The organism is Rossellomorea aquimaris, from assembly GCF_008180865.1.
Lineage (GTDB): Bacteria > Bacillota > Bacilli > Bacillales > Bacillaceae_B > Rossellomorea > Rossellomorea yichunensis.
In genome coordinates, this window is sequence record NZ_VTEX01000004.1 from 375396 (window position 1) to 396619 (window position 21224).

The following is a 21224-nucleotide window of genomic DNA, read 5'->3' on the forward strand; positions in this document are numbered from 1 at the left end:
TTCCCTTTCATTCGTGAACAACTTATTACTAAAGATTGACAGAACTGTGTCTGTGTTACGTCTCTCGTAACCCCAATAAAAACAAAGAAGGACACCCTCATAGAAAGGCATCCTCCTCATTCATTCTTATTTCTTATCCTGCTTCTTCTTTTTATGGAAGAAAGCCGACCAAAAAACAATATTTAAAAACATCGTTCCACCCACCTTTTGTTTCGTTAGGCAGTATCCTTCTCTACCCATAGCGCATTAAGCATTTTCTCCTGTACATAAATCATATTTTATTCTCCTCTCCATTTTCAGATATCCTTAGAACAATTGCGACATGTATTGGTTCTTGGTTTTCGTTTCTTCATAGGATTTTGAAACCGTTTCATTGTGCGTCGCTTCTTCAAACGTTTCTTGTTTCTTATTGAACGTTACCGTTATAAATAAAAGATTAAGTGTCATACGTATCACCCCTTTCAAAGTGCCTCGTGAGTTGCCAGGCATACTAAAAAACCACAAAGAGACCGATCCTTGTGGCACAAAAAAGCCACAGGAACCTTCATTCTCCCTGTGGCTATCATTTAATGGATTTAAAATTAAGCGTAAAGCATCCCACAAGTGGTCGAATGATTAAAACAATATGAAGTTGTGTCTTTTTTTCCATTAAGCACGAACATTTTCTTCGACCTCCCTCTTGTGATTTTTTTCTTACATTGGTTAGTATATCCAATTTTCACAGTAAAGTAAACCACTTTCCTCATTATTTTTTCTACAAATTTCCACATGGTTCTAGAATGTTCTTTTTTCAGGTTTATGATTTTAAAACATCTGGTCTGCCGGTGCTCTGTCAATGAGTATTGTGCTTGATGGTGAGGGGAACTGCTTCGCTTGCAGCTAGTGTTCGGCCGAGCCTCCTCAGCTACGCTTCCGGGGTCTCGGCACGACCGTTCTTCCCTAGGAGTCTACGCAGTTCTCCCCACCATCTATAATAGATTTTCGTGACAGAGCTTAAAGATCAGAATAACAAATATAGAATGTATAGGATATCAATTCCAATGATTCAATGTGGCAATAAGAAGAGTAAACATTGATTAATGACCGGTTTATGAGTTACCAATAGATGTTTTGTGCTTTCTTTCCAGATAGTTTTTTTTAGAAACAAATTTTCTACAATGGGAACTATTTTTGATTACAAAAAATAAATAGCACAGAGTGGATTGGAGCGAAAGGCACTTGACTCCTGCGGGAAATAGAGGAAAGGTCGAGACCTCACAGACGCGACGTCGAGGAGGCTCGACTTCCTCCCCTGGGAATCTTGTGACTGGAGGGGAAAGTACGGTCCGGGTTTTCGCACTTCACTCATATAAAAAATGAATTTACCTTTTGGGAATCTATTCAAAACTCACCGCCAGCACCCTTTGAAAACGACATGAAAAAACGAGTCCTCAATGAGAACCCGCTTTACATGATCTATTCATCTATAGATTGCATATCTCTTTTGTATTTGATCGCTTTTGTAAAAAATATAAGTGACAATCCGAGTAAAACAACGGTGCCTGTCATGAGGGTGATCGTTTTACTTGGTGTGACGGTTTCTGTTGGAATAATAACCCCTAAATACATAAAGACACTAAGTGCAAGTAACGTAAAACCAAATCGTTTGAAGTCGTTCATTTTTTGTTGAATGGTTCTTTTTTTTGCGTTCTTCATGCGCATTCACCTACTTTAGAACTAGTAAACTCTCATTCTATGGTAACATACTGAAGCATATCATCTACCATGTAATTGATACCAGTTCTGCCAATAGTCGAATTACTTGGAAAGGGCATTTTCAATATCTTCAATCAGGTCCTCTACGTCTTCAAGACCGACAGAGATACGTACCAAACCATCGGTGATCCCTAACTCATTTCGGCGATCTGCCGGAATGGACGCGTGAGTCATGCGGGCAGGTACCGAGATTAAACTTTCTACAGCGCCAAGACTTTCTGCCAATGTGAAGTATTTCGTGTTCGTGAGCAGACGATCTGCATTTTCTTCACTTCCTACATCAAATGAAACCATTCCCCCAAAGCCGGATGCCTGTTTCTTGGCAATGGCATGGTTCGGATGCGTTTCTAATCCTGGATAGTAAACCTTTGATACTTTCGGGTGTGATGTAAGATACTCGACTATTTTCTTCGTGTTTTCTTCATGCTCTTCCATTCTCAGACCTAAGGTTTTAATGCCTCGAATCAGTAACCATGAATCCTGTGGTCCAAGAACCCCGCCGGTTGAATTCTGTACAAAGAATAATTCTTCAGCAAGCTCTTCAGAATTCACAACAACCAGTCCTGCCACCACGTCACTGTGTCCGCCGATGTATTTCGTTGCGCTGTGAAGAACGATGTCTGCTCCCAGGCTGATTGGGTTTTGCCAGTATGGCGTGCTGAACGTATTATCCACGATCGTCAATAGATTGTGCTTCTTGGCCAAGGAAGCCGCTGCCTCGATATTGGTAATTTTCAGCAGTGGATTCGTTGGTGTTTCAATGTATACAGCCTTTGTATTCGGCTGAATGGCACGTTCAATATTGCCGATATCACTCGAATCAACGAAAGTGGACTCGATGCCGATGCGGTTTAAGACCTTGGTCATGACACGATACGTTCCGCCATAAACGTCGTCGGTCATTACTATATGATCGCCGCTATTGAACATCATCATAACTGCCGTAATAGCTGCCATTCCCGATCCGAATGCAAAGCCTCTTTCTCCGCCTTCCAGATCTTTAATCAACTCTTCAAGCGCATGTCTTGTCGGGTTTCCTGAACGTGAATATTCAAAACCTTTATGCTTTCCTACTTCATCCTGCTTATACGTACTCACCTGGTAGATGGGAGTGGATACAGCACCTGTTTGAGGATCTGTAGGGATACCGCCGTGAATTAGTTGTGTTTTCTTTTTCATGTTTAGAGTCCTCCTTCATATATTTTCTTACTTAAATAGCGCTCACTCGAGTCCGGGAAAATCGTGACAATATGACTTCCCGGCTCTGCTTCTTCCGCTTCCTGTAATGCTGCATGCAGCACTGCACCTGAAGAACTTCCGACCAGCAAGCCCTCCATCAGCGCAAGCTCTTTTACTCGTTTATAAGCATTGTCATCAGTCACGGTATGGATGCTATTAAAATAGCTTGGATCCATATAGTGAGGTAAGAATTCCATGCCGATCCCCTCTGTTTTATGAGGTCCTGATGGTCCACCGTTCAAGATGGAGCCTTCAGGTTCAACAATGACTGTTTTGATGTCCTTATTTCTTTCCTTCAGGTACTGAGCAGTCCCCATGAAGGTACCCCCTGTCCCTGCCCCTGCGACAAATGTTTGAATGTTGCCATCCATCTGATTCCATAGTTCAGGTCCCAACGTTTTGTAATACGTTTCCGGATTGGCCGCATTCCCAAATTGCTGCGGAGAATAAGAGTTCGGGATTTCCTTTACAAGTTCATTTGCTTTTGCAATGGCCCCCTTCATTCCTTCCTCGGTTGGGGTATGAATGATCTTGGCGCCTAATGCTTTCATAAGCTCCTGCTTTTCTATGCTGAATTTTTCTGGTACGCAGAACATGACATTGTATCCGGAATTCACAGCTGCAAGCGCCAGGCCGATTCCCGTGTTCCCTGCAGTCGGTTCGATTATGGTGCCTCCCGGTTCTATTTTACCGTTACGGATGGCATCATCTAATAATTCCCTGCCCAGGCGATCCTTCACACTACCTCCAGGATTGAAAAATTCCAGCTTAGCAAAGAGGCGAATTCCCTTCTTTAACGGGAAGTTTGTAAGCTCGACAATCGGTGTATTCCCAATCAGGTCATGTACGCTGTTATACACGTCCATGTATTCAATCCCCCTTCATAAAAAAAGCTGACCCCATGCACTTCCCCTGTCCTCAAATGCATACGATTGGAGGGCTCGACTGAACACATCCGTTCCGTATGTTTTGATGAGAAAGTTGGTACCCGGGTCAGCCGTAATTTCCTCGTATTAAACAGACTTTACAATGCTCATAACCATTTTGGCAGAGTGGAGGGCTGCCTTTTCTAAATATTGTTCGAAGGAAACATCTGATTCCTTGCCTGCAATATCAGAAAGTGAGCGAATGATGACAAATGGTACGTTGAATTGATGAGCCACTTGCGCAATGGCGGCTGCTTCCATTTCAACTGCCTGTAACCCGGTGAATTTGTCACGGATCGCTTCTACACGCTTTGGATCATTCATAAATGAATCTCCCGTGGCAATCAACCCGGACACCACTTGTGCATCTCCAAGTTCCCTCACGCTATCGATGGCTGTCTGCATTAATTTCTCGTCTGCTGTAAATGCGGCAGGAAGCTGCGGTACCTGACCGTATTCATATCCAAAAGCCGTCACGTCCACATCGTGATGTCTTACCTCTGTTGAGATGACAACATCACCAACATCTAGTGAAGGATCGAATCCTCCAGCTGACCCTGTATTGATGATGCAATCCGGTTTAAAATGCTGCAGAAGAACGGCTGTTGACATCGCTGCATTCACCTTGCCGATCCCTGAGCGAAGTAAGATCACATCTTTGTCTTTCATCGTTCCACTTGTATATTCACACCCTGCGATTGTTTCCACTTTCGGGTTTGAAATATTTTCTCTAAGTAAGGCTACTTCTTCTTCCATTGCTCCAATGATGGCGATTTTCATTACTAAAACCTCTTTCTACTGTTTAGTCGCCTCCATAATCCACACAAAGGTATTTACTTGCTTAAAAGTGACTGAAAACCCATTTTGGTCCAATAATTCCTTTAGAACATCCAAGGTAGTGTAATATTCCCGTTTTAAATCTTCAGCAAGGTTGTAATACTCTTTTTTGATTGCTTGTGATATGGCGGCTTTATAGTGCTGATCCGTTTCAAACATCGTATCTGCAAATACTATTTTACCACCATGTGCTAGGAGCTTTCCATATATGCGAAAAGCTTTTCCCTTTTCTTCATCTGTTAAGTGATGAAATGCATAGGAGCTAACGATGGAATCTGCCTTTCCTTCTAAAGAAAAGTCGAGAAAATCTCCATCCATGAACGTTACCTCTTTTCCAAGCTTCTGCATTCCAATGGCCCTCATTTCAGGGGAAGGTTCAAAAGGAACCACTTCAAGTCCTCCGTCCAGTAATCTTCTGGTCAGATTCCCTGTCCCCGGGCCAAATTCAACTACTCTTCCCTTTGACCGGGAAACTACTTCGTCAAGAATGGATTCATAGTCCTCGAAAACCGCTTGATATTCAACGTCTTTCCCCGTTACTGTATCATCATAAGAATCTGCCCAATCCTGGAACAAATCCAAAAATTCTCTACCCATGGTTATGCACCTCAGCTACATTAAGTTTATAATTCCTATAAACATACTATGAATTAAAATAAAAACTGTTATTAAATTATCATATTCTTTGAATGAATTCAACAATTAATAATTGTAAAATCCGTTTTCCGGCTCTAAAATAAGGGAGATAACCTGTCTGTAAAGGGATCACAGTAAAAGAGGAGGATAAACATATGAATATTTCATTTGACTTAATAGAAGATAAAGTAGAGTTTTTTGAAGCAGATAGCTTACGAACATTGGAAAAGAAGGTGGATGAACAAATCCAGCATAATAAAGCGATCATGCTGAGCGTTCATCATGTAGATCACGCCGTTTCCATTGATGAAAATGGCAGAAGATTGTATAGCGCGGCGGTTCATTTTAAAGTGAAAAACTGATTCAAAAAAGGCTCTCCCTATTAAAAGGGAGAGCCTTTTCATCACATATTAATCTTTATCATTTTCAACTAATTCCTGTACTTTCGTAGGCTGCCATCCTTTGCCTTCCACCCATTGGAGATAAACTCTGTATGGGGTTTTTGTATCTTTAGCCGTCACGGTAGCCATGGACTTCTGAGGTCCGCCATTCCCTTCCATCCACCAAACGGTCATGTTTTCTTCGGGAATGCCTGTTGCATAAGAAGTAGCCTTGATTTTTTCCTGCCAGTCTACAGTGCCTTCATCATATACAGACACGTGTTCACCGGTTTGCTCAGTCCCAACCGGCTTCCAGTCAGGATGCACCATTGTTTTCTTCACATTGGGTTCGTCACTATCTTCCACTTTTAATTCGCTTTGGTCTTCCCCCTCTAATGCAACAGTGTCCTCTTCATCAGAAGCTTTGTCTTTTTGTTTTTCTTCATCGCTCTTCTTTTCTTCTTCTTTTTTATCTTCATTATCTTTTTCCTCAGATTTTTTATCCTCATCTAGAGAAACAGATTTGTCTTCTTTTTCAGCATCCTTATCGCTTGAGCCTTTTGTTTCTGTATCAGGAACGTTAGATGATGCCTTCTCATCGCCGCCTCCCATCACTATTGTCGCTCCGACAACGACAATCAATAAGAGTACGACTGCGATCATTATGTTCAAAATTTTATTAGAATTCTTCTTGGATCGTTTATCTAATCGAGATTGGTATTTCGCCATTACGTTCCCTCCCTATTATCCTAAACATTTTAACATGATTTGAGGAAAAGAATAAAGCGAAACATTATCCATCTCAGCTGGTTTTAGTTACTTTCATAAGAAAGGGAAAAAGGTCGCAGGACCATTGTACATCAGGGCTAATTATTCTCAAGATTATATATGGCATCTACGCTATCTTTGAAAATCGGATAGATCCCTCCCTCATCGATCTTCACATCCATGTTGACGGCAACGAGGGAGTATTTGGGATTTTCAAAGGGAAAATATCCGGCGAACCATTTATTGTATAATTCATTTTCCTTCGTTTCTGCTCCCCGATAATTCCCTGTTTGGGCCGTTCCCGTTTTCCCGGCAATCGTGTAGGCAGCTGTTTGCAGGTATGGAGCTGTTCCTTCAGGGGAGTTCACCACTCCCCTTAAATACTGCTGAAGCTTCATGGCCGTAAATGGAGTGATCGTTTCACCCTCAGCCTCCTGTATTGGGAAGGAAAACATCTTCGTTCCGTTTTGGTACTCGACTGCGGATACGGCACTAACCTGATATTTTTCCCCTCCCCTTGCGATGGTGGCCATCATATTGGCCATACCAAGGGGGGTGACTCGTACTTCCTGTTGTCCAATGCCTGTTTGAGAAACAAGTTTTGGTTCATTTCTGTGTTCTTCATTCGCGAAAATCCTTCCTTCACTCACTTGAATCTGAGGAAAACTTTCATAATGAAAGACGTTCCCTTTCCAGGCAATGTCTCCAAGCAAGCCGATCTTTTCAGCATACTCATCAAGAAGACGGTCATCCTTCTCCGTTAGTTCATTCGCCAAATCCGCAAACGTTCGGTTACAGCTGACAGCGATACTCGTTTTAATATTAATGTTCCCATGGGGTTTTTCCGCAGGACCACCTAGAATATCTTCATCACATGCAAACAGCCTGCTTTCATCCACAATCCCTTCGTCCATGGCTGCAGCGGCGACAACGGTCTTAAACACGGAGCCGGGGATCAACGCTTTCAGCATATAGTTCGTTGCCCCGCCACTAAACGGGTCACGGCTGCTCATGGAAGGTCTTGATACACTGGCTACGATTTCACTTTTTTCAATATCAAGAAGCAGTAATCCACCCTTTTGAATGTTATACGTATCGGCGACTTCTTCCAATGCTTGCTGCATCCTTGCATCGATTGTCGTTTTCACATTAAGGGGGTAGAAGGGATTGGCAGGGGCAAGGTATTTCACGTCTACACCGAAAAGGGGACCACCGATGGCATCCACATGATAGATCAGCTTTGCTTCTTCCTCTGCGACCAGCCACTCGTCAAAGCTTTCTTGAAGGCCTGACACGCCAATTTTCTGATTCGCTCCTTTTACTTTATCAGGATAGCGTTCATGAAAAACCTCTGTATTTTCTCCTGTTACGCCGATCAACTGAGAAGCAGGGACTTCGGTGCTTTTGAACTTTTTAGTGAGTGCAAACACTCCCTGAATTTCAAGGGCATTAATGTCACTCATTTGGCTTTCCGTCAGCTGTAACGGTTCTCTTCCGCCAAAGATGATCGGTCCTTTCGCTTCCGCAAGCTTTGATAGGATTGTTTGAGGTGGTACATGGAGAATATCTGCCACTTTTTCTGCAGGCCAGTCCATTTTCTTCAGGAAAGGAAAAAGAACAAGAACATTTTTCTCCGTATAAGTAAGTGGTTCCCCGTTCCGATCGAGAAATTCGCCCCTGCCTTCATCAATCACCAATTGTTGCGTTCGTTGAGAGACACTTTCTTCGAGAAGATTGATTTTATGTTTCGAATAAGATTCTGTTTGGAATAATTGCAATTGCATCAGTCTAGCTGCTAGCCCAAAAAGAGCAAGTAATAAAAAGATACTGAGTAACCTGATTCGTTTTCGTTTCATTTTGTCACCTCGTCCCCATTGTTGACGAGTTTCATGTGAAATAATCTTATTCACAGCATAAAAAAAGAAGGGACTCGCTTATGAGTCCCTTCTACATGATCAGCTTACTTCTACAATCTTCACATTCATTTCTCCACCTGGAGTTTGAACGCTTACTTTCGCTCCTACCTTATGACCAAGAAGGCTTTTCGCGATTGGTGAATCATTTGAAATTTTCCCTTCAAATGGATCCGCTTCTGCACTACCAACGATTGTGTATGTTTCTTTGTCTCCGTCCGGCAATTCAACGAACGTCACTTTTTTACCTAATTGTACTGTATCTGAGTTCATATCATCTTCTTGAATGATTTTCGCATTGCGAATCATGTTCTCTAAAGTAGATATACGACCTTCAACAAATGCTTGTTCATCTTTCGCTGCGTCGTACTCTGAGTTCTCGGATAAATCTCCAAAGCTGCGGGCGATTTTAATACGCTCAACAACTTCTTTACGTTTAACCGTTTTCAAATTCTCCAGTTCTTTTTCTAACTTCTCTTTACCTTCTGCTGTCATCGGAAATACTTTATCTGTACTCATGACCCTCTTCACTCCTTTTCTATCTAAGAGTTTCCCCATACTCTTTATGTAAATGTTCATTTGCAGGTTATGTAAAGGTAGGGAATGGAGAGAGAATTTATTCTCTCTCCATTCCCTGCTTCTTTACAATGTGGGAAAATGTAAAATCTACCTATATGTCTTTATCTATGCTATCGTATTACAAAAATGACTTTTGTTCAAGAATTGTTTGAATTTTTGTTACCATTAAATCGATTGCCACGTGATTATGCCCGCCTTCAGGAATGATCACATCGGCATATCGCTTTGTTGGTTCAATGAATTGATTATGCATAGGACGAACGACTGTGATGTATTGATCGATGACGGAATCGATGGAACGGCCGCGCTCTTTAATATCGCGAAGCATTCTTCTGATGATGCGAAGATCGGCATCTGTATCTACATATAGCTTAATATCCATTAAGTTACGCAATCTTTCATCTTCTAATACTAAAATTCCTTCTAAAATAATAACATCTTTCGGTTCAACGAGAATCGTATCCTCAGAACGGGTGTGCATTTTATAATCATAGACCGGTTTATTTACAGGCTGATGATCAATTAGACCGTTCAAATGTTGAATTAATAGATCATTATCAAATGCCAATGGATGATCATAATTCGTTTTAAGACGTTCCTCAAAAGGGAGATTCGATTGATCTTTATAATAATAATCCTGCTGCAGCATTAGAATCGAATGACCTTGAAATTGTTCATATATGGCTTTGGTAACACTTGTTTTACCTGAGCCGGATCCTCCTGCTACACCAATCACAACGGGTTTATGCTTCATAAGTATTAGGTGTTCTCCTTTCGCATCATGTTATCAGGATATACTCTCTGATGAACCTTAAATTTAACAATTTGTAATGGGTGACGTGCAACATCAAGCTCATTTCCTTTTTCATCCCACATCTTCTCGACAACTTGTGTAAAGTTGGAGATCTCAGGACCAAAAAATTCTACTTCCTGTCCTATTTTAAAATGGTTTCTTTGTTGCAGGGTGACGATTTGAGTTTCTTCGTCGTAATCTAGCACAAGTCCGACAAATTCATAATTTGTGTTTTTCTTATTATGAACACCAAACATTTGCTCCTTGAAGCCTGGAACTCCCTCAAAGAACGCTGGAGCTGTTTCACGATTTGCACATTTATCTAGCTCTTCCAGCCATTCTTCTCGAATCGTAAAGTTATCGGGATCTTTACAGTACTCGTCAATCACTTTACGGTATACACTTACGACAGTGGATACGTAGTGAATGGATTTCATGCGTCCCTCGATTTTTAAGCTGTCAATGCCCAATTCAATCATTCTCGGTATCGATTCAACCAGCTTTAAATCTTTAGGGCTCATGGCAAATGGTGCATCACCATCGCCGTAAAGAGGATTTTCATTTTCTCCGTCGACTTCATATAAATCGTAATCCCAACGGCATGATTGACAGCAACCGCCACGATTTGAGTCACGGGCCGTCATATGGTTACTTAAAGTGCATCTGCCGGAATAGGCAATACACATGGCACCATGGATAAAGGTCTCGATTTCAATATCTACCTTTTCTTTCATTTCACGGATTTCGTCGCCGCTTGCTTCACGTGCCAATACCACTCGGTCAAGTCCTTCTTCCTTCCAGAACTGGACTGCTTTCCAGTTTGAAAGGGACTGTTGGGTACTTAAATGCACTTCCACATTTGGTGCGACTCTTCTGCATGTTTCTATGATGAGTGGATCAGCGACAATAATCCCAGCGACTCCCGCCTCCTGAAGTCCACGTAAGTAGTCTTCCAGGCCATCCATATTCTCATTATGGGCATAGATGTTGGTTGTTACATAAATCTTCGCGCCATAACCTCTAGCAAAATCCACGCCCTCTTTCATTTGTTCGAAGGTGAAATTCCCGGCGTTTGAGCGCAGACCGTATTCCTGCCCGCCAATATAAACTGCATCTGCACCGTAATGGACAGCTATCTTCAATTTCTCCAGATTACCGGCAGGAGCCAGTAACTCAGGTTTCTTCACAATGACACGTCTTCCATCTACTATCTTGGATATTGGTTTTTTCTCAACCGTGGCCATCGTAACTCCTCCGTTCTGATCAAACTTCATTTCGTTCTTAATACACCGTTTCTTTAAAGAAAAATCCAGTATCCAATGGACGATTTTCTGGTTGCAATCTTTTCGCTTCTTCTAAAAATCCGTCTTTCTGCTCGTCATATTGAACTTCGTCCTCTATACATAGATCAATGGCTTTTCGATATAGTTTCGTCACCCCAAGTATATAGTCTGATGATTTCAGGACACCATCGATTTTGAAGGAATCAATTCCGGCTTCAATCATTTCACCCAATTCATCGACTATGCACATATCATTCGGACTCATAATATGAGTGCCATTCTCATCTTCATATATTGGGTATTTATTATGACGTTCTTCATCGTGAAGGAACATATTACGTTGTTCTTTACGGTTTTCAATCTCCATCGCCTTGCCTCTATACTCAAAATAGTTACCAAGTAAAGAGCGTTTTGATTGAAACATGCAGGTCATTCCGTGGACCTGGACCTCGATTTCAACTTCTGCATTCTCTTTCATCTCCACAATGGTATCCATGCTTAATTCCCTGGCCAGAACAGCGCGTTTTGCCCCTTTTCTACCCCAATAATTACATGTATACCAATTGGTGGCAGTCGTTTCCGTGTTCCAATGAAGAGACATATCCGGTGCCACTTCCCGGGCTGCCATCAACACAGCAGGATCCCCGAACACAATCGCATCCGCGCCGGCTTCTTGAAGAAATGCAATATAGTCCTCAAGTTCAGAAATTTTTTCATTATGGAAGAGGGCGTTCATGGCTACATACACTTTTTTACCGTGTTTGTGTGCCACTTTGATCGCTTCTGCTACATCTTCTCTTGAATACTCTCCTGCAAGCCTTAAGCCATACCTTTGTTCGCCAATCATAAACGCATCCGCTCCCGCCAATGCTAACGTTTCGATATGAGAAACAGAGACAGGGGTCACGAGTAATTCTGGTTTTTTCATGAGCGATCACCTCTTTTTTTACTGATGGCAATGCCGTCTCCAACGGGTAAAATACTCGTATCAAATTGCCCATGATTCATGAGCCATTCATTATAATTCTTCAATTTTTTGACCATGTTCCGAATTCTTTTCTGTTCTACCTCTTCTTGTGCGACAAGTCCCTTAAACAGGACATTATCCGAATAGACGACCCCTTCTCCTGAAAGCATTTCTGAGTAGAGTTCAAAGAATTTAAGGTATTGACCCTTGGCGGCATCTATAAATATGGCATCAAAAGGACCGTGCTTTTCCACTTCTTCGCCGAGCTCCAATGCATCACCGAATAAAGTTACGACCCTCTTTCCAAACTCAGAACGAGACAGATAGCCCTCGGCTGCGTCGAATCTTTCTTCGTCACGTTCAAGGGTAACGATTGTCGAGTGAGGAAGAGCCTCCGCCATTCTGAGAGCGGAATACCCAATCGCAGTCCCAATTTCCAAGATGCGTTTCGGTTGTTGTATACGTAACATCCCCAGCAATGCTTCAATCCCTACCAGTTCCATAATCGGAACGTTATGAGCTTCTGCGTACTGTTCCATCTCAGCAAGTAAAGGGGAACGTTCTTTTACGATTGATTCTATATAGTGAATAACCTGTTCGTTCATAAATAAGCCTCACGATCATGTTCATAAGTGGTCTCGGGTAACGATCCATTCTTTAGACAACATGAAAAGAAGAAAGCTACAATGAGCTTTCTACTTCACACACATCTTCATAAAGATATCGCCCGTATATAAAAATAACTTGTACTATTTTATCACATAGAGAAGAGGAAAGCGAATATTTCTTTCCTCTTCTCACCGCTCTATTCTTCTTTGTTTGTAATGTACTTCGCCTTTTTCTCGTTATGTTCTTCTAATGTTTCAGAATAATAGACGGATCCATTGGCAGAAGCCAGGAAATAGTAATACTCTGTATCCTCCGGTTCCAAAGCCGCTTCAATCGAAGACACCCCTGCATTCGCGATCGGACCTGGCGGTAACCCCTTCACTTTATAAGTGTTATAGGGTGAATCCACTTCAAGATCTTTGTAGACGGTTCTTTTTTTATGTTTACCTAACGCATAAAGCACTGTCGGATCGGTTTGAAGAGGCATACCTTCTTCAATACGATTGTAAAAGACACTTGAGATTTTTCCTCTGTCTGCTTTTTCTGTTGCTTCTTCTTCAATGAGGGAAGATAACGTAAGAAGCTCATGGGCCGTGTATTCCCTGTCTGCCATTGCTCCCTCATATTGAGCGAGGACTTCGTTCGTTTGGGCAATCATCTTCATTAATATCGCTTCTAACGAAGGCTTTTTCTCATAGAAAGGGTACGTCGCAGGATATAGATATCCTTCCAAAGGACGTTTAATTTCTTTCTTCAATATTTCATCAGTTATCAATGCCGGATATTCCTGTTTTAATTGCTCGAGCCATTTCTTGTCATTTAATTTATCTACAATTTCTTCTTTTTTGTATGGCGACTTATCAGCAATAAGCTCAGCGATTTGATCTAATTGCAGTCCCTCAGGTATGGTAATCTTAAATTCTGCTTTTCTCATTACCTTACCGGTTTTTAAGCTATTAACAATTTCATTTAATGTCATGGAAGGTGTCAAGTCATAAGAACCTGCTTGAAAACCGGATTCATTGTTAAATTTCACATAGTATTTAAAGATTGTAGAATTCTTAACGATTCCTTCTTCCTCCAGAATGTTCCCGATGGATGTCACTCCAGAGCCTATAGGTATTTCGACTTTTACGGGTTTCGTATTGTCCGGATCGACGGGTTTTAATGCTGAATTCACGTAAAGGTACCCACCAATGGCCGTTCCTCCAATAATGATGACAAGACAAAGAATGACAAGTCCTACTATTTTTCTAATGACCTTTGCCTCCTCTTGTCTTTCCAGCAATTTTTTCATGAGTGTCTCTTTTATATTTTTGTTCTTTTCCAAAGCTATATTTCCCCCTTTCGAGCAAAAAAGCGGGATATCCGTTAAAGGTAATTCGACATCATCTCCACTATTATACAATATTTTGCACAAAGTGAAACAGGGACCTGCAAAAAGGTGAATTTTTTGTCCCTTTTTGCGGTCCCTGTTTCTTATGAAACTATAGCTTACTGCTTATTCTGCGTCTTCTTCTTCGTCTAAGAAAGTGTTTAACATTTCCTCGATCATGTCCCACTCTTCTTCAGTTTCAATCGGCTTTAATTCGCCTTCTTGACCTTCGTCTCCAGGAAGGAAAGCAGAAGCATGAATTTCAATTTCTTCTTCGTCGTTCTCATCTGCTCCCAGTGGATAGTAAAGGACATATGATTTATTGAATTTATCTGATTCAAACGTGAAAAGAACCTCGCATAATTGTTCATTTCCTTGTTCGTCAACTACTGTAATTTGTTTTTCTCCGTGTTCCATGAACATTCACCTCATTATTTTTGGCTGTCAAGATATCCTTGGAGGATCATCATTGCAGCCATTTTATCAATTACTTTCTTACGTTTCTTCCTACTTACATCGGCTTCTAAAAGAACTCGTTCCGCAGCCATTGTACTCAGTCGTTCATCCCAGTATTTAACGGGAAGGGATAACTCTTGCTGAATTAATTCACCATAAGCTTTAGACGCTTCTCCCCGGGGACCAATTGAGTTGTTCATATTTTTAGGCAATCCGACTACAACTGTGTCCACCTGGTACTCTTCGGCAAGTTCCTTTAATCTGTCGATCCGGAACACACCTTGATCTTCGTCAATCTTAATCGTTTCAATTCCTTGAGCGGTCCAACCAAGCTCATCGCTAATTGCGACTCCCACTGTCTTAGAGCCGACGTCTAAACCCATTACACGCATGTATTATCCCTCTTTGTGCTGTTTCAAATACGATTTGACTAATTCTTCGATGATCTCATCACGTTCTAAACGGCGGATGATATTTCTGGCATCTTGATGTCTAGGAATGTAAGCAGGATCTCCAGATAATAAGTACCCTACGATTTGATTGATTGGGTTGTACCCTTTTTCTTGAAGAGCATCATGAACTTGCAGGAGTACTTCCTTCACGTCATGTTCGAACGGCTCCTCTGAAAAATCAAATCGCATCGTTTTGTCAAAAGAACTCATTTTTAGCACCTCTCTTTAGGCTTGTCTTTTTGACAACCGAATTGTTAATCGTTACCTACATTGTACACCACTTTCACACGGAGTTAAATGGATTTGACCCATTCTTCTACAATTTGCAGGGCTTCTTCTACTTTTTCCGGGTGTTTACCCCCAGCTTGAGCCATGTCCGGACGGCCACCGCCTCCTCCACCACAGCGTGAAGCCACTTCTTTAACAAGTTTTCCAGCATGATATCCTTTTTCGACTAAGTCCTTCGTAACTCCTGCAATGATCGTAACTTTATCGTCTCCAGTTGTTGCCAATACAATAACCCCTGAGCCCAATTTCAGTTTAAGATCATCCATCATTGTACGTAATCCATTGCTATCCCCAGCAGCCACTTTCGCGGAAAGAACATTCACCCCGTCAATGACTTTGACTTGATCCGTTAAGCTACCTGCTTCTATGTTAGACAACTTTGCGGATAATGATTCATTTTCTCTCTGAAGCTCTTTCATTTCTACTAATAAAGAGTCCACTCGGTTGACGACTTCTTTAGGATTCGCTTTAAGTTTGCCTGCTACTTCCTTCAGTTGAGAAACTTGATCATTCAACACTTTATAAGCATTCTCTGCTGTAACAGCTTCAATCCTTCTCGTGCCTGCTCCGATTCCACTTTCAGAAAGGATCTTAAATAACCCGATTTCAGACGTGTTTGATACATGACAGCCACCACAAAGTTCTAAGCTATATTCTCCAATCGATACGACGCGAACTTCTTCGCCGTATTTTTCACCGAATAAAGCCATAGCCCCCATCGCTTTTGCCTCTGATAATGATTTAAGGGCTGTGTTCACTGAAATAGCCTTCCAAACCTTCTCATTGACGATGGTTTCGATTCGCTCAATCTCTTCCTGGGAAACAGAACCGAAATGAGAGAAGTCGAATCGCAGGCGATCTGGTTCCACTAATGAACCTGCCTGGTTTACATGATCTCCAAGAACATCTTTCAATGCCTGATGAAGGATGTGAGTAGCTGTGTGATTTTTCTCCACTCTTGTTCTGGATTCACGGGACACTTTCGCAAGAACTTGTGCTTTTTGCTCTAACGTACCCACTTCAACGATGGCAGAGTGAAGGTTTTGGCCATTAGGAGCTTTTTTGACGTTTGTTACCAAAACTTTCACACCCATAGCTTCAATGTATCCTTTATCGCCGATTTGTCCTCCGCTCTCTGCGTAGAATGGTGTCTGGTCCAGAATGAATTGACATTCCTGTCCTTTATCTACTTTCGGCTGGCGTTCATTGTCAACCAACAGTTCAAGAATAGTAGCAGTCGTTTCTAACGTGTCATAACCTACAAAGTGACTTTCTACCGTGATGTCACTAAGGACTCCACCCTGCACTTGCATGCTTCCTACATCCTGGCGAGCCGATCTCGCTCTTTCACGCTGAGCTTCCATTTCTTTTTCAAAACCATCATGATCAACTGTTAATCCTTCTTCTTCTGCATATTCTTCCGTTAATTCAACCGGGAATCCGTACGTATCATACAAACGGAAGACATCCTCACCAGGAACGATCTTGTTACCTGCAGATTTTTGTACCTTGATGATGGAAGAAAGAATAGCAAGCCCCTCGTTCAATGTTTCGTGGAAACGATCTTCTTCATTTTTCACTACTTTTTGGATGAATTCCGCTTTTTGTTTCACTTCCGGATAGAAATCCACCATGATTTCAGAAACAACCGGAACCAACTCATACATGAATGGACGGTTGATTTCAATTTGTTTCGCAAATCGAACCGCACGGCGAAGCAGTCTTCTTAATACATAGCCACGGCCTTCATTGGATGGAAGTGCTCCGTCACCGATAGCGAAGGAAACCGTTCTGATATGATCAGCGATGACCTTGAACGCTACGTCTATGTCACTGTCTTTTCCGTAAGACTTACCGGAAATTTCTTCTGTCGCCTTTATGATCGGAATGAATAAATCGGTATCAAAGTTTGTAGGTACTTCTTGTACGACACATGCCATACGTTCAAGTCCCATACCGGTATCGATATTCTTCTTAGGGAGCGGAGTGTACGTTCCGTCAGGGTTATGATTGAATTGTGAGAACACAAGATTCCATACCTCAAGGTAACGATCATTCTCTCCACCCGGATATAATTCAGGGTCTTCAGGATTGTCCCCATATTCCGGCCCGCGATCGTAGAAAATTTCTGTATTCGGGCCACTTGGACCTTCTCCGATATCCCAGAAGTTCCCTTCAATTCGGATGATTCGTTCAGCTGGTACGCCTACTTTTTTGTTCCAGATGTCAAATGCTTCATGATCTTCGGGGTGAATGGTAACGGAAAGCTTCTCGGGATCAAAGCCGACCCATTTCGCGTCGGTCAAAAATTCCCAAGCCCATTCAATTGCTTCTACTTTAAAATATTCTCCGATCGAGAAGTTTCCAAGCATTTCGAAAAAAGTGTGATGACGTGCTGTTTTCCCTACATTTTCAATATCATTTGTACGAATCGACTTTTGGGCATTCACGATTCTTGGATTTTGAGGGATGACACGTCCATCAAAATATTTCTTTAATGTCGCTACCCCACTATTGATCCATAAAAGGGACGGATCCTCATGCGGAACCAATGATGCACTTGGTTCCACCCCGTGTCCTTTTTCTTGAAAGAAATCTAAAAACTTCTGACGAATTTCTGCGCCTGTTAATTTGTTCATTTTCAAGCTTCCTCCTTTATATGTATGGTTAAAAAAGAATACAAAAAAGCCCTCATCCCTAAAACAGGGACGAGAGCTGTTTCTCGCGGTACCACCCTGGTTATGAATAAAGGAAAGCCCTTCCGCTTTTCTTTTATTCATCCCTCAAAACACCTTAACGCGGATATACGGCAGGCTTTACCTGCACTCAGGATTAGCATTCGGTTATCCTTCATCTAAAATCCCTTACAGCCTGGGGGATTCCTCTCTGGTAGATGGACTATAACGTACTCGATCCTTCATAGCTTTCATTTTATACGAATACTTGTATATGTTGGATTATAGAAATATTCACTGTATTTGTCAATGTTGATTCTTAATTTTTCAGCTAATCTTCCCCTGCTGCATGAATGAAATGGGTTCGTCCATGTAAAATCGCTACTTTTACCACAGCTAAAAAAGGTACTGCAACAATCATTCCGATCACACCCCCTACTTCACCACCAATGATAAGGGCAGCCATAATAAACAGAGGATGCATATGAAGGCTTTTTCCCACAATGAGGGGCGATAAGATATTGCCCTCCAGGAATTGGAGAACTACGACCATGATGACGACATATATCATCATATTGACAGAGATCGTACTTGCCACAATGGCTGCTGGAACCGCTCCGATAATCGGTCCGAAATAGGGGATTACATTGGTTACTCCAATGATCAATCCGAGGATCAAGGGATACTTCATACCGATCAACCAGAGTGTTAATGCTGAAAGTCCCCCAATGATCAAACAAACTAAAAGCTGTCCCCGGATATAGCCTCCCAGCGATTCATCCACATCCTTTGAAAATGAAATCGCGCTGTTCCTCCATTTTTTTGGTGTAAGCTGCCACAGGAATTTTTTCACTTTCGTAATATCCTTTAATAAATAAAAGGATACAAAGGGAATTATCGCAACAAGCAGCAAGCTGTTCATAAACTTCATCACAGTGGCCAGAACGACTGCGACAAGCCCCGTCAACCAGGCTTCGATCCCGTCAATTCTTTCCTCTAATTGAGATTGTATTCCATCAGGCCAAGTGGAGGTCTCGCTTTGCACATAGTCCAGCCACCTCTGGTATTGTTTTGTAAAAAGTGGCGCATTCTCTGATAAATCTTTCAGCTGATGTATGATGATTGGAGTCCCCTTATAGACCGCATACCCTAATCCTCCGAAGAAAAGGATGTAGATGAGCATGATTGCTATCCCCCTATGAATGCCCGCCTCATGGATTTTTTCTACTATTGGATGAAGCAAATAGGCAATGAATCCCCCTATCAAAAAGGGTAGGAGCGAAAAGAACAATACTTCCAGGACCGGATGCCATACAGGCTTTAATAAGTAGAGAATATATAGGAATATAGCAAGAATAAGAGCTATTGAAAGTCGGTACAACCATTTGGCATAGGGTCTCTTTTCCATCATCTACACTCCCTTCTCTTCTATATTGTTGGAAGATAGAAGGGTATTTTATTCATTGGACTTAAACAAAACGTGATGGGCGGCTTGGGCATACCCGACAATAAATCGTGGGGATGTAAGGAGCGAGAGCCTTTTCGCTGATATATTTAAAATTCCGCTGATAAAGCTGGGATTTCGCTGATATATCGGAAATTTCGCTGATAAAAGTGAGATTCCGCTGATATCCAAATAGCAGCTGCTATATCAATAAAGAATTAGTGATTTTTTCTTCTGATCTAAGTTCTCTTCATATAAAACACCAGGAAATAAAAAAAGACTGACCCGAAAGTCAGCCTTTTTAGCTGTTAAAAAAGTTTCTTTACTTGTTTACGAATTCGTTTCATTTGTCTTTGGTTCATCATATTGGATCTTTGTGAATAGATAGAAGCAGCGATTCCTGCTCCAAAACCAACGATGGATGCAAATGTTTTGTTCAAGAAAGACACCTCTTCCTAGCTTAGTCGGCGTTCTTCCTCATCAAACAAGTCGTCTAAGGAGCTCAGTGATCCATCCTCTTCCACTTGATGAGTATGAATGACTCCCTTTGACAATGAAAGCTCTATATAGCAACCCCAGCAATAATATTGGTTGATGCCGATCTTTCCGATATCTTTGCTCTGACAATTTGGACACTTCATCGGTAAGGTTCACCTCTATTACACCAAACCTGGTGTGTATTCCCTACCATCATGACCAATCCGAGCTCTTTTTATACTTGTTCAATGAGAATATCCGCCCAAACGATGTTTAATCACCGTTCTTATATAGTGTGGGATATTTTCTTGATTTCATAAGGAGTAACCTTTTCCAAAGCACCCACCTAAATTTATTTATTATGTTGTCTGCTCACTTACTTCCTTCACATAATCAACCTCAAACCCCAGATCTTCAAGCATTTGGTGATCGGCTGTACCTTCCTGGCCGGCTGTCGTTAAGTAATCACCAACGAAAATCGAGTTTGCCGGATAAAGGCCCAGTGGCTGCAAACTGCGCAGATTCACTTCCCGTCCCCCTGAAATACGGATCTCTTTTGTCGGGTTGATGAAGCGCATTAAACAAAGAACCTTCAAACAATATCTCGGATCGAGGTCGTTTGTTCCTTCAAGAGGTGTACCATCTATAGCATGTAAAAAATTCACTGGAATGGAGTCGGCATCCAACACCTTTAAGCTGCGGGACATATCAACCACATCCTGCAATGTCTCTTTCATGCCGACAATGATTCCCGAACAGGGAGAAATCCCTTGTGCTTTCGCTTGTTCAACGGTGTTCACCCTGTCTTCATATGTATGGGAAGTGGTGATATTTTCATGATGGTTCTCTGAAGTATTGATGTTATGGTTATAACGGTCGACCCCTGCTTCCTTTAACCGTTTCGCCTGATCGTCTTTTAATAAGCCTAAACATGCACATACTTTTAAGTTATACTGCTCTTTGATTTCCTTTACTGCCGAAACCACATGATCGACTTCACGATTGCTCGGGCCTCTTCCACTCGCCACAATACAATATGTTCCCACATTTAGCTGGTGAGCATTTTGGGCTCCTTTTAATATTGTCTCTTTATCCACCATGCGATATTTCTCGATCGGAGCATTTGAAACAATGGACTGTGAACAATATCCGCAGTTTTCAGGGCATAAACCTGATTTCGTATTGATGATCATATTCAATTTCACTTTGTTCCCATAATAATGTTTTCGAATCAGGTAAGCGCTATGCAATAATTCCAGAAACTCATCATCAGGACTTTGTAAAATCGATAAAGCCTCTTCGTTTGTGATTTCTTCTCCCTCGATCACTCCAAGTGCCAGTTCCTTCCACGTTTTCATGTGAAATTCCTCCC

23 protein-coding genes and 1 other annotated feature are annotated in these 21224 nt (G+C 41.7%); of the genes, 1 reads left to right on the forward strand and 22 read right to left on the reverse strand.

The window, feature by feature from the left end; all coding sequences use genetic code 11:
* Positions 1–306 precede the first annotated feature (306 nt).
* The 6 genes from FZC88_RS17260 to FZC88_RS17285 form a co-directional block, all read right to left on the reverse strand.
* Entirely contained in the window at positions 307–447 is a 141-nt protein-coding gene (locus FZC88_RS17260; RefSeq protein WP_187443287.1) for a YrzI family small protein, read from the reverse strand.
* Between the two features lie 1008 nt (positions 448–1455).
* A complete protein-coding gene (locus FZC88_RS17265; RefSeq protein ID WP_187443678.1) occupies positions 1456–1695 on the reverse strand; it encodes a YrhC family protein in 240 nt (79 codons plus the stop codon).
* Positions 1696–1797: 102 nt separating this feature from the next.
* Positions 1798–2934 (reverse strand): bifunctional cystathionine gamma-lyase/homocysteine desulfhydrase, encoded by a 1137-nt coding sequence (locus FZC88_RS17270; RefSeq protein WP_148995786.1) that lies wholly within the window; start codon positions 2932–2934, stop codon positions 1798–1800.
* 2 nt (positions 2935–2936) lie between these two features.
* Positions 2937–3860, reverse strand: a complete 924-nt coding sequence (locus tag FZC88_RS17275) for a PLP-dependent cysteine synthase family protein (protein ID WP_148995787.1) — start codon at positions 3858–3860, stop codon at positions 2937–2939.
* A gap of 147 nt (positions 3861–4007) precedes the next feature.
* Entirely contained in the window at positions 4008–4700 is a 693-nt protein-coding gene (mtnN, locus tag FZC88_RS17280; RefSeq protein ID WP_148995788.1) for a 5'-methylthioadenosine/S-adenosylhomocysteine nucleosidase, read from the reverse strand.
* 15 nt (positions 4701–4715) lie between these two features.
* Positions 4716–5354, reverse strand: a complete 639-nt coding sequence (locus tag FZC88_RS17285) for a class I SAM-dependent methyltransferase (RefSeq protein ID WP_148995789.1) — start codon at positions 5352–5354, stop codon at positions 4716–4718.
* A gap of 194 nt (positions 5355–5548) precedes the next feature.
* Here FZC88_RS17285 and FZC88_RS17290 point away from each other — a divergent pair, with 194 nt between their 5' ends.
* Complete coding sequence (locus FZC88_RS17290; protein WP_148995790.1) at positions 5549–5755, forward strand: DUF2536 family protein; 207 nt, start codon at positions 5549–5551, stop codon at positions 5753–5755.
* A gap of 48 nt (positions 5756–5803) precedes the next feature.
* Here FZC88_RS17290 and FZC88_RS17295 read toward each other — a convergent pair whose 3' ends face one another.
* From FZC88_RS17295 to bioB, 16 genes are all read right to left on the reverse strand, one after another.
* Positions 5804–6502 (reverse strand): YrrS family protein, encoded by a 699-nt coding sequence (locus FZC88_RS17295; RefSeq protein WP_148995791.1) that lies wholly within the window; start codon positions 6500–6502, stop codon positions 5804–5806.
* A gap of 137 nt (positions 6503–6639) precedes the next feature.
* A complete protein-coding gene (locus FZC88_RS17300) occupies positions 6640–8397 on the reverse strand; it encodes a peptidoglycan D,D-transpeptidase FtsI family protein (RefSeq protein ID WP_148995792.1) in 1758 nt (585 codons plus the stop codon).
* A gap of 99 nt (positions 8398–8496) precedes the next feature.
* The gene (gene greA / locus FZC88_RS17305; protein WP_148969762.1) at positions 8497–8973 is read right to left on the reverse strand and encodes a transcription elongation factor GreA; all 477 of its coding nucleotides are present in this window, start codon (positions 8971–8973) and stop codon (positions 8497–8499) included.
* 178 nt (positions 8974–9151) lie between these two features.
* Positions 9152–9787 (reverse strand): uridine kinase, encoded by a 636-nt coding sequence (gene udk / locus FZC88_RS17310; protein WP_148969763.1) that lies wholly within the window; start codon positions 9785–9787, stop codon positions 9152–9154.
* Between the two features lie 5 nt (positions 9788–9792).
* On the reverse strand, positions 9793–11070 hold the full coding sequence (locus FZC88_RS17315) for a peptidase U32 family protein (protein WP_148995793.1): 1278 nt from the start codon (positions 11068–11070) through the stop codon (positions 9793–9795).
* 37 nt (positions 11071–11107) lie between these two features.
* Positions 11108–12037, reverse strand: coding sequence for a peptidase U32 family protein (locus tag FZC88_RS17320; protein ID WP_148995794.1), 930 nt, complete (start codon positions 12035–12037; stop codon positions 11108–11110).
* Positions 12034–12681, reverse strand: a complete 648-nt coding sequence (locus FZC88_RS17325) for an O-methyltransferase (protein WP_148995795.1) — start codon at positions 12679–12681, stop codon at positions 12034–12036. Before FZC88_RS17325 ends, FZC88_RS17320 begins: the two co-directional genes overlap by 4 nt.
* A 200-nt stretch (positions 12682–12881) precedes the next feature.
* Positions 12882–14021 (reverse strand): endolytic transglycosylase MltG, encoded by a 1140-nt coding sequence (mltG, locus tag FZC88_RS17330; protein WP_262371953.1) that lies wholly within the window; start codon positions 14019–14021, stop codon positions 12882–12884.
* A gap of 165 nt (positions 14022–14186) precedes the next feature.
* Positions 14187–14477, reverse strand: a complete 291-nt coding sequence (locus tag FZC88_RS17335; protein ID WP_044339564.1) for a DUF1292 domain-containing protein — start codon at positions 14475–14477, stop codon at positions 14187–14189.
* 14 nt (positions 14478–14491) lie between these two features.
* Entirely contained in the window at positions 14492–14908 is a 417-nt protein-coding gene (gene ruvX, locus FZC88_RS17340) for a Holliday junction resolvase RuvX (RefSeq protein WP_148969767.1), read from the reverse strand.
* A 3-nt stretch (positions 14909–14911) separates the two neighbouring features.
* Positions 14912–15178, reverse strand: coding sequence for an IreB family regulatory phosphoprotein (locus tag FZC88_RS17345; RefSeq protein WP_034757362.1), 267 nt, complete (start codon positions 15176–15178; stop codon positions 14912–14914).
* 83 nt (positions 15179–15261) lie between these two features.
* Positions 15262–17895, reverse strand: a complete 2634-nt coding sequence (gene alaS, locus FZC88_RS17350; RefSeq protein WP_148995796.1) for an alanine--tRNA ligase — start codon at positions 17893–17895, stop codon at positions 15262–15264.
* Positions 17896–17957: 62 nt separating this feature from the next.
* Positions 17958–18186 (reverse strand) — a binding site (T-box leader).
* A 76-nt stretch (positions 18187–18262) separates the two neighbouring features.
* Positions 18263–19339, reverse strand: a complete 1077-nt coding sequence (locus FZC88_RS17355; protein WP_148970040.1) for an AI-2E family transporter — start codon at positions 19337–19339, stop codon at positions 18263–18265.
* 344 nt (positions 19340–19683) lie between these two features.
* On the reverse strand, positions 19684–19815 hold the full coding sequence (locus tag FZC88_RS17360; RefSeq protein WP_082051298.1) for a YrzQ family protein: 132 nt from the start codon (positions 19813–19815) through the stop codon (positions 19684–19686).
* Positions 19816–19830: 15 nt separating this feature from the next.
* Positions 19831–20016, reverse strand: a complete 186-nt coding sequence (locus FZC88_RS17365; protein ID WP_034757353.1) for a hypothetical protein — start codon at positions 20014–20016, stop codon at positions 19831–19833.
* A gap of 195 nt (positions 20017–20211) precedes the next feature.
* A complete protein-coding gene (gene bioB, locus FZC88_RS17370; protein ID WP_148995797.1) occupies positions 20212–21210 on the reverse strand; it encodes a biotin synthase BioB in 999 nt (332 codons plus the stop codon).
* Positions 21211–21224: the final 14 nt, after the last annotated feature.

Excerpts from the sequence above, each read along its gene's own strand:
- FZC88_RS17260 (WP_187443287.1), bottom strand. The coding sequence starts at position 447 with ATGACACTTAATCTTTTATTTATAACGGTAACGTTCAATAAGAAACAA.
- FZC88_RS17265 (WP_187443678.1), bottom strand. The coding sequence starts at position 1,695 with ATGAAGAACGCAAAAAAAAGAACCATTCAACAAAAAATGAACGACTTC.
- FZC88_RS17270 (WP_148995786.1), bottom strand. The coding sequence starts at position 2,934 with ATGAAAAAGAAAACACAACTAATTCACGGCGGTATCCCTACAGATCCT.
- FZC88_RS17275 (WP_148995787.1), bottom strand. The coding sequence starts at position 3,860 with ATGGACGTGTATAACAGCGTACATGACCTGATTGGGAATACACCGATT.
- mtnN (WP_148995788.1), bottom strand. The coding sequence starts at position 4,700 with ATGAAAATCGCCATCATTGGAGCAATGGAAGAAGAAGTAGCCTTACTT.
- FZC88_RS17285 (WP_148995789.1), bottom strand. The coding sequence starts at position 5,354 with ATGGGTAGAGAATTTTTGGATTTGTTCCAGGATTGGGCAGATTCTTAT.
- FZC88_RS17290 (WP_148995790.1), top strand. The coding sequence starts at position 5,549 with ATGAATATTTCATTTGACTTAATAGAAGATAAAGTAGAGTTTTTTGAA.
- FZC88_RS17295 (WP_148995791.1), bottom strand. The coding sequence starts at position 6,502 with ATGGCGAAATACCAATCTCGATTAGATAAACGATCCAAGAAGAATTCT.
- FZC88_RS17300 (WP_148995792.1), bottom strand. The coding sequence starts at position 8,397 with ATGAAACGAAAACGAATCAGGTTACTCAGTATCTTTTTATTACTTGCT.
- greA (WP_148969762.1), bottom strand. The coding sequence starts at position 8,973 with ATGAGTACAGATAAAGTATTTCCGATGACAGCAGAAGGTAAAGAGAAG.
- udk (WP_148969763.1), bottom strand. The coding sequence starts at position 9,787 with ATGAAGCATAAACCCGTTGTGATTGGTGTAGCAGGAGGATCCGGCTCA.
- FZC88_RS17315 (WP_148995793.1), bottom strand. The coding sequence starts at position 11,070 with ATGGCCACGGTTGAGAAAAAACCAATATCCAAGATAGTAGATGGAAGA.
- FZC88_RS17320 (WP_148995794.1), bottom strand. The coding sequence starts at position 12,037 with ATGAAAAAACCAGAATTACTCGTGACCCCTGTCTCTGTTTCTCATATC.
- FZC88_RS17325 (WP_148995795.1), bottom strand. The coding sequence starts at position 12,681 with ATGAACGAACAGGTTATTCACTATATAGAATCAATCGTAAAAGAACGT.
- FZC88_RS17335 (WP_044339564.1), bottom strand. The coding sequence starts at position 14,477 with ATGGAACACGGAGAAAAACAAATTACAGTAGTTGACGAACAAGGAAAT.
- ruvX (WP_148969767.1), bottom strand. The coding sequence starts at position 14,908 with ATGCGTGTAATGGGTTTAGACGTCGGCTCTAAGACAGTGGGAGTCGCA.
- FZC88_RS17345 (WP_034757362.1), bottom strand. The coding sequence starts at position 15,178 with ATGAGTTCTTTTGACAAAACGATGCGATTTGATTTTTCAGAGGAGCCG.
- alaS (WP_148995796.1), bottom strand. The coding sequence starts at position 17,895 with ATGAACAAATTAACAGGCGCAGAAATTCGTCAGAAGTTTTTAGATTTC.
- FZC88_RS17355 (WP_148970040.1), bottom strand. The coding sequence starts at position 19,339 with ATGGAAAAGAGACCCTATGCCAAATGGTTGTACCGACTTTCAATAGCT.
- FZC88_RS17365 (WP_034757353.1), bottom strand. The coding sequence starts at position 20,016 with ATGAAGTGTCCAAATTGTCAGAGCAAAGATATCGGAAAGATCGGCATC.
- bioB (WP_148995797.1), bottom strand. The coding sequence starts at position 21,210 with ATGAAAACGTGGAAGGAACTGGCACTTGGAGTGATCGAGGGAGAAGAA.